Below are 11,140 nucleotides of genomic sequence, written 5' to 3'. Positions count from 1 at the left end.
GCGTGCCGGCGCGCGCGCCGGGCGCGTCGCGGCGAGGCTCGGGCGGGTCACGAGCAAGGCGGTGAAGGTGCGCCGCCTCGGTGACCTGGCCGACGTCGGCTGGCGCGTGAGCTGGTCGCTCGGCTGGCGCCTGACCCGCGTCGACCCGGACCTGCCGCGCGTGAGCCGGTCCGACCCGCGCACGCTGCGCGCCGACGCGGCGCGCTGAGCCGCCGGCGCTACCGGGCGGCCGGGCGGCGGCGCGCCGTCACCGGCGCCGTCGGGGCGAACCGCACCGCCCACGACGCGTCGCCCAGCGCCACGCCCACCCGGCGCTCCTGCAGCGCCGCCCGCGCGGCCCGCGCCGCGCTCCACCACGCGAACCGGTCGTTGGCGCGCAGCCGCTCGTCGTAGGCGGCGACGAGCGGCACCGCCCCCTCGGCGACCGCGCGGGCGCGGTGCGCGCGCAGGATCGTGCGGACCCCGGCGGCGAGGTCGCGGTAGGAGCGCGTCGTGTTGGTGGCGTGGTGGCGGTAGTCGACGAGCACCTCGTCGACGAACACGAATGGGCCCCGCGCGGCCAGCGAGAGCACGAGGTCGAGGTCCTCCCCCTGGCGGTACGCGGGGTCGAAGCCGCCGACGGCGTCGAACGCGTCGCGCCGCACGACGAGGTTGGGCAGCATCACGCCCGGCCCGCGCACGACGTCGCACCGGTCGGCCGCCGCCCACTGGTCGGCGGCGACGAGCTCGGCGCCGGCGGGGTCGATCGTGCGCATCGCGCAGTAGCTGGCGACGGCGTCGGGCCGCGCGGCCATCGCCTCCACGTGGCGCCGCAGCCGCTGCGGGTGCCAGCGGTCGTCGTCGTCGAGGAACGCCAGGAGGTCCCCGCCGGTCTCCGCGACGCCCCGGTTGCGGGCCGCCGACACCCCCGCCGGCGCGGTGCGCACGACCCGCACGGGCAGGCCGGGCGGGGCGGGCACGGCGTCGACGATCGCGCGCAGCGCGCCCGGGTCGGGCGAGCCGTCGTCCACGACCACCAGCTCGTGCGCCGGCTCGGTCTGGGCGACTACGGACGCCAGCGCCTCGGCGAGGAACGGTCCGCCCCGGTTGGTCGCGACGACGACGCTCACGGTGGGGCTCTCGGTGGCCACGGCGCCCACGCTAGCGGCGGCCCGCGCGGCGGGGCGGGTGATCTTGCGGCGGGTGATCTTGCGGCGGGTGATTCTGGCGGGCGCGCCTTCCGCGCCACCGGCCCGCCGTGCGGGAATGACCGCATGCGGGTGCTGCGGGTGTCGCACAGCGCGGTGGTGCGCGAGTGGCGCGAGCGCGAGCGCGCCCTGCGGCGCCGCGGCCACGAGGTGCTGCTGCTCAGCGCGCGGCGGTGGGACGAGTTCGGGCGCAGCGTGCCGCTCGAGCCGGACCCCGGCGAGGAGGTGCGCGGCGTGCCCACGCTCGGCACGCACCCGGCGCTGTTCGTCTACGCCCCCGGCCCGCTGTGGCGCGCGCTGGGCGAGGAGTGGGACGTCGTGGACGTCCACGAGGAGCCGTTCGCGCTGGCGACCGCCGAGGTGCTGCTGCTGCGGCGGCTGCGCGCCTGGCTGGGGCGCCGGCCCGCGCCGCCCTACCTGCTGTACTCGGCGCAGAACCTGCCCAAGCGCTACCCGCCGCCGTTCCGCTGGCTCGAGCGCGCGGCGCTGCGCGGCGCGGCCGGCGTGCACACCTGCAACGACGCCGCCGGCCGCATCGTGCGGGACAAGGGCGCCACCGGCGCCGTGGAGACCGTCCCGCTCGGCGTGGACCCCGCCGTCTTCCGCCCGGCCGCCCCCGACGCCGGGCGGCGGCCCGACCCGGACCGGTTCCGGGTGGGCTACGCCGGCCGGCTCGCGGCGCACAAGGGGGTCGGCACGCTGCTGGACGCCGTGCTCGCCGACGACCGGCTGCGGCTCGACCTCGCCGGCGCCGGCCCCCTCGAGGGCGAGCTGCGCCGCCGCGCCGCGCCCGCCGGGGAGCGGGTGCGGTTCCTCGGCACGCTCGACGGCGCGGACCTGGCGGCCTTCTACCGGTCCGTCGACGTGCTGGCCGTGCCGTCGCTCGAGACCCCGGGCTGGGTCGAGCAGTTCGGCCGGGTGGCCGTCGAGGCGATGGCGTGCGGGGTGCCGGTGGTGGCCAGCGCGACCGGGGCCCTGCCCGACGTCGTGGGAGGCGCCGGCCTGCTCGTCCCGGCCGACGACCCCGCGGCCCTCGGCGCGGCGCTGCGCCGGGTCGCCGACGACCCGGACCTGGCGGCGACGATGCGGGCCGACGGCCTGCGGCGCGCCGCCGCGTGCACCTGGGACGCCGTCGCCGAGCGGTACGCCCGGCTGTACGCCCGGGCCGTGGCGCCGGCGGGCGGACCGCGCCGCGCCCCGGCGGGTGAACTGGGCGGCGCCCCGGGGTGAACCTGCGGCGCGGGCCTCGGCCCCGCCGGAGACCTGGACCACAATCGCTGCATGGGAGTGGGCGCACCGCACACCGTCCCCGCGGCCGGCCCGGCCCGTGGGCCGCGCGGCGCGGCACCGGCACCGGAGGTGCTGGTGGTCGCGTACGGCACGCCGGACCTCCTGCGCCGGGCGCTCGAGCCGCTGGCCGGCGTCCTGCCGCTGACCGTGGTGGACAACTCGTCCTCGCCCGCGGTGCGGGCGGTCGCGGAGGCGGCCGGCGCGGCGTACCTGGACCCGGGCCGCAACGGCGGGTTCGCCGCGGGCGTCAACCACGGCCTGGCCCACCGGCAGCTGCCCGGCCGGGACGTGCTGCTGCTCAACCCCGACGCCGTCGTCACCGCCGACGGGGTGCGCGCGCTGCAGGACGCGCTGCACGCGCACCCGCGGGCCGCGAGCGCCGGCCCCGCGCAGGTCGACGACGCCGGGCACCCCGCCCGGGTGGAGTGGCCGTTCCCGTCGCCGCTGGCGGCGTGGACCGAGGCGCTCGGGATCGACGCGGTCCTGCGGCGCGTGGCGCCCGCGCTGCGCGCCCGGGCCACGTACGTCATCGGCTCGGTGCTGCTGCTGCGCGCGGACGCGCTGGCCGACGTCGGCGGGCTCGACGAGCGGTTCTTCCTGTACGCCGAGGAGACCGACTGGGCCTACCGCGCGCACCGCCGCGGCTGGGCCCACCTGCTGGTGCCCGAGGTCGTGGCCACCCACGTCGGCGCCGCCACGAGCAGCGACCCGGTGCGGCGCGAGACCGTGGTGCGCGCCTCGCAGGAGCGGTACCTGCGCAAGCACTTCGGCGTCGCCGGCTGGGCGGCCGCGCGCGCGGCCGGCGTCGTGGGCGCGGCGGTGCGCTGCGTGCTCGGGCCCGACCGCGCGGCGGCGCGCGTGCGGCTCGTGCTCGTGCTGCGCGGGCCGGTCGCGGCGGAGCGCGCGCTCGCGCCGCAGGGCTCCGGGGCGGCCGCGTGAGCGTGCCCGCCCTGGTGCGGCACGCCGCGCACGCCCTGCCCCGCGCGACCGGGACCGCGGCCGTGCTGCTGCTCGGCGCCGTCGCGGTCGCCGCGGTGGGCGTGCTCGCGCCGACGTCCCTGACCCTCGCCCTGGTGGTCGCGCTGGTGTTCGTCGTGGTCGCGCTGAGCGTGCACGAGCCGGCCGCCGTGCCGGTGCTCGCGATGCCGGCGTCCGTGGTGGTCGAGCGGGTCGGGGGCGGCGGGATCGACCTGTCCCTCAGCGACTTCGCGCTGTTCGCCGCGTTCTGGGCGGCGCTCCTGCTCGCGAAGCGTCCCTTCAGCCGGCCGATGCGGACCCTGCTGTGGCTGTCGGCGGCCTACCAGGCCGCCACCGCGTTCACCGTGCTGGTCAACCCGTACCTGGCCAACACCGTGGAGTGGTTCCACGCGTGGCTGTCCGTCGGCGGCGCGCTGGTGGTCGGGTGGGCCGTGGGCCGCAGCGGGCGCGCGGGGCTCGGGCTGACGCTGTTCCTGCTGCCCTGCCTCGGCATCGCCCTGCTGACGCTGGCGAAGGCCGCGAGCCAGCTCGCCGCGGGCGACACGGGGCCGGTGTACCTGGAGACGCCGTACCCGATGCACAAGAACTTCGTCGGCATGCTGCTGGCGGTCGCGGCGCTCGTCGCGTACGCCCGCCCGTCGTGGGTGCGCTGGCCGCGGTGGTTCGCGCTGGGGTCGTTCTGGCTGTGCACCGCCGGGGCGTTCGGCGCCCAGGCCCGCCAGGCGCTGGTCGGGCTGGCCGTGGGGGTCATCGTGCTGTCGCTGCGCCGCGAGCCCCACCGCCGCCGGTCCCGGCTCATCCTGCTGGCCGCCCTGCCGGCGCTGTACGTCGTCTACCTGGCGGTGCGCGAGCAGCTCGAGTCGGGCAACCGGTTCAACTCCGCCAACCAGCGCCTGGAGTGGTACGCCGACGCGATCGAGGTGTGGCAGCGCAACCCGTGGTTCGGGATGGGGCTGCGCTGGTGGTCCAGCGAGCGCACCGAGTTCGTCTTCCAGCCGCCCAACGCCGAGCTGGAGATGCTGTCGGCCGCCGGGGTCGTGGGCCTGGCCGGGTTCCTCCTGCTGTTCGTCGGCGGGCTGGTGCCGCTGTGGCGGATGGACCCGCGGTTCGGCAACCTCGCGGTCACGCTGCTGCTGGTGCGGTTCGTCTCCGGCCAGTTCGACCTGTTCTGGGTGGCGGTGCAGGTGTCGGTGCCGTTCCTGCTGATCGGCGTGTGCCTGGGCGCCGAGGAGCACGCGCGCGCCGCCGCGTCGGGCACGCCCGACGAGGTCGGCGGGCGCGCACCGGACCGCGCCCTCGGGCGCGTCCCGGCGCTCGTCCCGGCGCGGGTCCCGGCGCCGCGCCCCCGGCCGGCGGAGGTGGCGCCGTGAGGATCGTGCAGGTGGCTCCGGAGATCGGGCCGGGCAGCGGGGTGGGCGGGGTGGCCCACCACCTCGAGGCCGCGTGGCGGCGCGCCGGCGTCGAGACGGCCCGGTTCACGCTCGACGACGCGGGCGGCCGGCGGCTGCCCGCTCCCGGCCCGGGGCTGCGGGGCCGGCTCGCGCTGGCCGCCCGGGTCGTGTGGTTCTCGACCGCCGGCAGCCTCCGCTGCGCCCGGCGGCCCGGGCGGCGCCCGGACGACGTCGTCGTCGTGCACAACGACGTGCTCGGCGGCGACGTCTACGTCAACCACGGGCTGCTGCTCGTGGCGATGCGCGCCCGCGGGGGCGCCGCGGGCCGCCTGCTGCGCAACCCGCTGCACCTGTTCACCACCGCGCGCGACGCCGTGCGGTACCGCCTGTGGCCGCCCGCCGCGATCGTGTGCCTCACCGCCGGCGAGGCCGCCGCGCTGCACCGCCTGCACCCGCGCACGCGGGACCGCACCGTCGTCGTGCCCAACGGCGTCGACACCGACCGGTTCCGCCCGCCCACGCCCGCCGAGCGGGCCGCGGCGCGCGAGCGCGCGGGCGTGCCCGACGGCGCGCTGCACCTGGTGTTCGTGGGGCACGAGCCCGACCGCAAGGGCCTGTACCTGGCGCTGGGCGCGCTGGCGCGGCTGCCTGGCGCGCGGCTGACGGCGGTCGGCGGCACGGCCGACGTCGTCGCCACGGTCCGGCGCCGGGCCGCCGCCCTCGGCGTGGCCGACCGCGTGGCCACGCCCGGCGTGGCCGACCCGCTGCCGTACCTGGCCGCGGCCGACGCGCTGGTGCTGCCCAGCGCCTACGAGGCCAACGCGCTCGTGGTGCTCGAGGCGCTCGCCTGCGGCGTGCCGGTGGTGGCCACGCCCGTGGGCCACGCGCCCGCCGTGGTGCGCGACGGCGTCACGGGCTACCTCGTCGAGCGCTCGGAGGCCGGGGTGCTGCGCGGCGTGCGGGCGCTCGCGGCGCTCGACGACGCCGGCCGCGAGCGCCTGCGCGCCGGTGCCCGCGCCGTGGCGCTCGAGCACACGTGGGACGCCGTGGCGGCCCGCTACCTCGAGGCGTTGCGGCGGGTGCGGCCCGACGCGGCCCGGGACGCACGGCAGGATGTGCACGGGGACGCGCACGGGGGTGCGCGGGAGGGTGCGCCAGGGGGCGCGGCCCAGGGGGAGGCACCGGCGACGGTGCCGGCCGAGGAGATGCGATGAGGATCCTGCACGCCGTCCGCTCGGACGGGTTCGCCGGCGTCGAGCGGCACGTGGCACGGCTGGCCCGGGGCCAGGCCGCCGCCGGCGAGACGGTGGTCGTGGTGGGCGGGGAGCCCGCGGCGATGGCGCGCGAGCTCGACGGGGTGGCGCACCTGCCGGCCGCGTCGATGCCCGACGTCGCGGCCGCGCTGCGCCGCCACGGCCGGCGCGCCGACGTGGTGCACGTGCACATGACCGCCGCCGAGGTCGCCGCGGGGCTGGCCCTGTGGTCCCCGCACCCGGCCGTCGTCGCCACCCGCCACTTCGCGCGGCCGCGCGGCAGCGGGCCCACCGGCCCGCTCGTCGCGGCCACCGCCCGCCGGCCGCTGCGCGCCCAGATCGCGATCTCGCACTACGTCGCCCGGCACGTCGACGGGCCGACGACGGTGGTGCACCCCGGCGTCGACGTCGCCGAGCAGGACGCCGAGGCGCGCGAGCCGGTGGTGCTCGTGCTGCAGCGGCTGGAGCCGGAGAAGGCCACCGACGTGGCCCTGCGCGCGTTCGCGGCCTCGGGGGTCGCCGCCGAGGGCTGGCGGCTGCGGGTCGCCGGGGCGGGCAGCCGCGAGCCGGCGCTGCGCCGGCTGGCCGAGCGGCTCGGCCTCGACGTCGAGTTCCTGGGCCACCACCGCGACGCCCCGGCGCTGCTGCGCACCGCGGGGATCCTGCTGGCGCCGTGCCCCGTGGAGGGGCTGGGCCTCAGCGTCCTGGAGGCCATGGCGCACGGGCTGCCGGTGGTGGCCGCGGACGCCGGCGGGCACACCGAGCTGCTGGCCGGCCTGGACCCGCGCGCCCTGTTCCCCGCGGGCGACTCCGACGCCGCCGCGCACCACCTGCGCGCGCTGGCCGACGACGAGGTCGGGCGCTGGGCGTACGGCGCGGCGGCGGCCCACCGCCAGCGCACGCGCTTCACCCTGGCCGACCAGGTCGCCGCGACCGGCGCCGTCTACCAGGGCGTGCTCGCGTGAGCGCCGCCGGCCCCGCCCCGGTGCCGCACCCGCCGTGGGGGCTCGTGGTCTGCTCGCTCGAGCCGTGGGACAGCGTCTGGCGGCGCAACCAGCACCTCGTCTCGCGGCTGCTGGCCGACCCGGGCCTGCGGGTGCTGTTCGTCGAGCCGCCCGTCGACCCCCTGCACGCCCTGCGCCGCGGCGCGGTGCCGCGTCTGGGCCGCGGCCTGCGCCGGCTGCCCTACGAGGCGAACGAGTTCCCCGGCGCCGACCGGCTGTGGCTCTACGAGCCCACCAAGTGGGTGCCCCGCAAGGTGGCCGACGGCGGCGACCGCCGCCGGGCACGGGCGGCGCTGCGCGCTGCGCGCGGCGTCGGCGCGCCGCCGGCGGTGCTGTGGGTCAACGACCTCGCCTACGCGAGCCTCCTCGACGTCACGTCCGTGCCCGTGGTCTACGACGTCACCGACGACTGGCTGGCCGCCCGCCGCCCGCCCGTCGAGACCGCCCGCCTGGCCGAGGCCGAGGGGCGGCTGCTGCGCGAGGCCGCCGCCGTCACGGTCTGCTCGCCGGCGCTGCGGCGCGCCAAGGGGCGGGGCCGCACGGTCGAGCTGATCACCAACGGCGTCGACGTCGCCGCGTACCGGCGCCCGGCGCCGCGGCCCGCCGACCTGCCGGAGGGCCCCGTGGCGCTCTACGTGGGCACGCTGCACGCCGACCGGCTCGACGTCGAGCTGTGCGCCCGCACCGCCGGGGCGCTCGCCGCGGTGCGCGGGCGCCTCGTGCTGCTCGGCCCCGACGCGCTCGAGGAGGACGAGCGACGGCGCCTGACCACCGCGGGCGTGGTGCTGCTGGGCGCCCGGCCGTTCGACACGGTCCCGGCGTACCTGGCGCACGCCGACGTGCTGGTGGTGCCGCACGTGGTCGACGCGTTCACCGACAGCCTCGACCCGCTCAAGCTCTACGAGTACCGGGCCGCGGGCCGGCCGGTCGTCTCCACGCCGGTGGCCGGCTTCCGCGACACGGCGGACCCGACGGTGCGGGCGCTGCCCGCCCGCTACTTCCCCGCCGCGGTCGTCGCCGCGACGCGCGCGGGGGCGCCGCGTCGCGAGCCGCCGGACGACCTGCCCACCTGGGAGCAGCAGGCGGCGCTCATGGCCGCGGTGCTCGCCGGCGCCGCAGGCCGGCCCGCCCCGTCGGCGGCCCCGCCGTCGGAGCCGCCGGCGGCTCCGCCGTCCGCCCCGCCGCGGCACGCTCCCACGCGCTCGTGACGACGGCGGCGGTCACCGCCACGGGGAAGCGCCGCAGCGCGTCCGCGTGCGCGGCGGCCGCGCGCCGGCGCGCGGCCGCGGGGTCGGCGAGCACCTCTGCGACGGCCGCGGCCAGCGCGTCGACGTCCCCGGGCGGCACGAGCAGCCCGAGCGGCCCGAGCGCCTCTGTGCCGGCGCCCGGGTCCGCGTCGTCGTGGTCGTCCGGGCCGAGGACCGCGCCGGGGGCGAGGATCTCCGGCACGCCGCCGGCGTCCGTCGCCACCACGGGCACCCCCCGCACCACGGCCTCGACCACCACCTGGCCGAACGGCTCCGGCACGGGCGAGGCGTGCACCAGCACGGTCGCCGCGTCGAGCTCCGCGGCCGGGTCGTCGACGGGCGGCACGCGCACCACCCGGCCGGCCAGGCCGAGCCGCTCGATCTCGTCGTCCACCGCGGCGGCGTAGTCGGCGGCGCCGAACAGCGGGGCGCCCACGAGCCGGAAGCGGGCGTCGGGACGCGCCCGCAGCACGCGCGCGGCGGCGCGGACGAGCTCGAGCTGCCCCTTGGTGGGGCTCACCCGGCCGAGCAGCAGCACCACCGGCGGCGCCGGCTCGACGTGCTGCTCCGGCGCGGTGAGCGCCTGCCCGGGCGCGAAGCCCGGGTAGGCGACCACCAGGCCGCGCGCGCCCGGCAGCGTGGCCGCCGTCGCGGCGGAGTTGGCGACGACCGCGCGGGGCAGCCGCCGCGCCGCCGCCCGCAGCGCGCGCACCACCGGCGGCGGCAGGTAGTCGTCGGCGACGCGGTCGTGCACGTGCCACGCGACCGGCCGGCGGGCCAGCAGCGCGGCGGGCGTGCCGAGCACGTGGGACTTGAGCGTCGTGGTCACCACGACGTCGGGCGCCTGCCGCCGCACGTGCCGCGCGAGCCGTGCCACGAACGGCACCAGCCGCAGGGCCTGGCGGGCCCCGGCCCCGCCGACCACCGCGGTGCGCGCCGTGCGCGCGGCGTCGGGGTCCAGCGGCAGCACGTCCACGGGCACGCCGGCCGCGGCGAGGCGCGCCGCGAGCGGGCCGTGCTCGAGCAGCAGCACCCGCACCCGCGCCCGCGCCGGGTCGACGGCGGCGAGCAGCCGCTCGAGCGCCAGCTCGGCGCCGGAGGCCTGGGCGGAGTGCCCGACGACGAGGACGCGCAGCGGGCGGCCCACGGTCACGCCGTGCGGCGCGCCGGGTGCAGGGGCGTCGGCAGCGCGGCGCCCGGCTGCTCCGGTGCCTCCGCGCCGGCGCCCTCGGCAGCGTCCGCACCATCGGCACCGGCGGCACCGCCGCCGTCGGCGACGCGGCCCACCGTCGCCGCCTCTGCCGCGTGCCGCGACCGCGCCGGCGCGCTGTCCGCGTCACCGTAGGTCGTGGCGTAGTCGGTGCGCAGGCTCGTGGACCGGCCCGCGAGCGTCACGCCGAGGAGGGGGACGCCGGTGGTGCGCAGCCGCTCGGCGGCCAGCGTGAGCACGGTCCGGTCGGTGGTCGCGCTGTCGGCCACCAGCACGACGCCGTCGGTGTAGGCGCCGAGGATGGCGGCGTCCGCGGCGGCCAGCACGGGCGGAGCGTCGACGACGACGATGTCGGCGTCCCGTTGCAGCCGCGCGACGAGCTCCTGCGCCTCCTCGGTGGCGAGGTAGTCCGCCGGGTCCAGCTCGACGTCCGGCGCGGGACAGACCTCGAGGTGCGGCACGCGCGTGGGCCGCAGCCCGTCCCGCAGCCCGGACCAGCCCTCCGGCGCCGGGAGCATCGCCTCGATCTGGGGGCGGCGCATGTCACCGGCCAGCACCACGGTGCGCCGCCCCGACAGGGCGAACGACACGGCGAGGTTCGCCGCGACGAACGCGCGCGGGGCGCGCGGGTCCGCGGCGGAGACCACGATGGCCACGTGGTGCCGGTGGCCGAGACCCACCTGCACGGCGGTGCGCAGCTCGCGCACCGACTCCGTGAACGGGGTGGCGATCCGGGTCGCGACGGGCATGCGCCCGTCGCGCGCGCCGCGCATCGCCCGCCGCACGCCCGTCAGCTCGGCGAGCGCGGGCGCCTGGACGAGCCCGGCCGCCTGGGCCGAGGTGCGCACCCGCGTGTCGAGGCCGTGGCGCAGCAGGGCGGCGCCCACGCCCACGAGCAGCCCGGCCAGGAGCGCCGCGCCGAGCACCGTGAGGCGGGCGGGTGTCTGCGGCTCGGCGGTCCGGGCGGTCTCCACGACCGTGCCCGGGGTCACCAGCGACAGGTAGGCCGTGCGGGTGCCGGTCAGCGCGGTGAGCTGGGTGATGCCGGCCTCGTCGAGGGCCACGGCCACCGGGTCGTCCTCCCGGCCGCGCAGCGTGGCGCGGGCCGAGCCGACCTGCTGGCTCACGGCGTCGATCTGCGCGTCGAGGAGCTCGACCTGCTCGTCGATGAGCGCGGGCAGGTGCTCCTGGTAGGCCTGCGCGACGGCGTTCGCGGTCTCCACCGAGGCGCGGGCGTCGGGGCTGACCACCGTCACCGTCATGCGCCGGGCGGCCTCGTCGTACGTGGCGGAGACGCCGTCGGTGGCCAGGTTCTCCTCGCCGCCGACCAGCTCCGCCGCGCGCTCGAGCACCGGCGCGGAGGTCACGGTGTCCGGCGACCCGTCAGGCGTGACGGTCTCCTCGCCGTAGGTGACCTCGCCCAGCTCGACCACGGCCGCGGCGCGGTGCTCGACGGTCTGCCGGTCCGTGTACACCCACGCGACCGCCACCACGAGGAGCAGCGCGCCCAGCGCGTACCACCGGCCCGACCAGAGCACCTGAAGGAGCTCGCGAAGCGTCATCCGGCCCTCCCCCGGTCC

10 protein-coding genes are annotated in these 11,140 nt (G+C 79.3%); 7 read left to right on the top strand and 3 right to left on the bottom strand.

The genetic code is table 11. From position 1 onward, the window contains the following. Positions 1-208: hypothetical protein (locus U5M74_RS10505; RefSeq protein ID WP_410908794.1), on the top strand; the 208-nt coding region annotated here is incomplete at its 5' end. 10 nt (positions 209-218) lie between these two features. Here U5M74_RS10505 and U5M74_RS10500 read toward each other — a convergent pair. After that, positions 219-1,130 carry a glycosyltransferase family 2 protein gene (locus tag U5M74_RS10500; protein WP_410908792.1) on the bottom strand — a complete coding sequence of 304 codons (912 nt, stop codon included), beginning with the start codon at positions 1,128-1,130 and terminating at the stop codon, positions 219-221. 123 nt (positions 1,131-1,253) lie between these two features. Here U5M74_RS10500 and U5M74_RS10495 point away from each other — a divergent pair, with 123 nt between their 5' ends. The 6 genes from U5M74_RS10495 to U5M74_RS10470 are packed head-to-tail and all read left to right on the top strand — an operon-like array spanning position 1,254 to position 8,311. Next, positions 1,254-2,417: a glycosyltransferase family 4 protein gene (locus U5M74_RS10495; RefSeq protein WP_410908790.1), complete on the top strand. Its 1,164-nt coding sequence runs from the start codon at positions 1,254-1,256 to the stop codon at positions 2,415-2,417. 51 nt (positions 2,418-2,468) lie between these two features. Further along, complete coding sequence (locus tag U5M74_RS10490; protein WP_410908788.1) at positions 2,469-3,416, top strand: glycosyltransferase; 948 nt, start codon at positions 2,469-2,471, stop codon at positions 3,414-3,416. Continuing rightward, complete coding sequence (locus U5M74_RS10485) at positions 3,413-4,825, top strand: O-antigen ligase family protein (RefSeq protein ID WP_410908786.1); 1,413 nt, start codon at positions 3,413-3,415, stop codon at positions 4,823-4,825. The genes U5M74_RS10490 and U5M74_RS10485 overlap by 4 nt, the downstream gene beginning before the upstream one ends. Further along, positions 4,822-6,060, top strand: coding sequence for a glycosyltransferase family 4 protein (locus U5M74_RS10480; RefSeq protein ID WP_410908784.1), 1,239 nt, complete (start codon positions 4,822-4,824; stop codon positions 6,058-6,060). Before U5M74_RS10485 ends, U5M74_RS10480 begins: the two co-directional genes overlap by 4 nt. Next, positions 6,057-7,064, top strand: a complete 1,008-nt coding sequence (locus U5M74_RS10475) for a glycosyltransferase family 4 protein (protein WP_410908782.1) — start codon at positions 6,057-6,059, stop codon at positions 7,062-7,064. Before U5M74_RS10480 ends, U5M74_RS10475 begins: the two co-directional genes overlap by 4 nt. Further along, positions 7,061-8,311, top strand: coding sequence for a glycosyltransferase (locus tag U5M74_RS10470; protein ID WP_410908780.1), 1,251 nt, complete (start codon positions 7,061-7,063; stop codon positions 8,309-8,311). Before U5M74_RS10475 ends, U5M74_RS10470 begins: the two co-directional genes overlap by 4 nt. On the opposite strand, the gene U5M74_RS10465 is transcribed toward U5M74_RS10470, so the two are convergent. After that, entirely contained in the window at positions 8,193-9,503 is a 1,311-nt protein-coding gene (locus U5M74_RS10465; RefSeq protein ID WP_410908778.1) for a glycosyltransferase, read from the bottom strand. The two genes, U5M74_RS10470 and U5M74_RS10465, sit on opposite strands and share 119 nt — an antisense overlap. Beyond that, positions 9,500-11,122, bottom strand: a complete 1,623-nt coding sequence (locus tag U5M74_RS10460) for a hypothetical protein (RefSeq protein ID WP_410908776.1) — start codon at positions 11,120-11,122, stop codon at positions 9,500-9,502. Before U5M74_RS10460 ends, U5M74_RS10465 begins: the two co-directional genes overlap by 4 nt. Positions 11,123-11,140: the final 18 nt, after the last annotated feature.

This window comes from Puerhibacterium sp. TATVAM-FAB25 (assembly GCF_046535855.1).
In the GTDB taxonomy this organism is placed as follows: domain Bacteria; phylum Actinomycetota; class Actinomycetes; order Actinomycetales; family Cellulomonadaceae; genus Puerhibacterium; species Puerhibacterium variabilis_A.
This window is presented reverse-complemented; position numbering and strand designations above follow the sequence as displayed.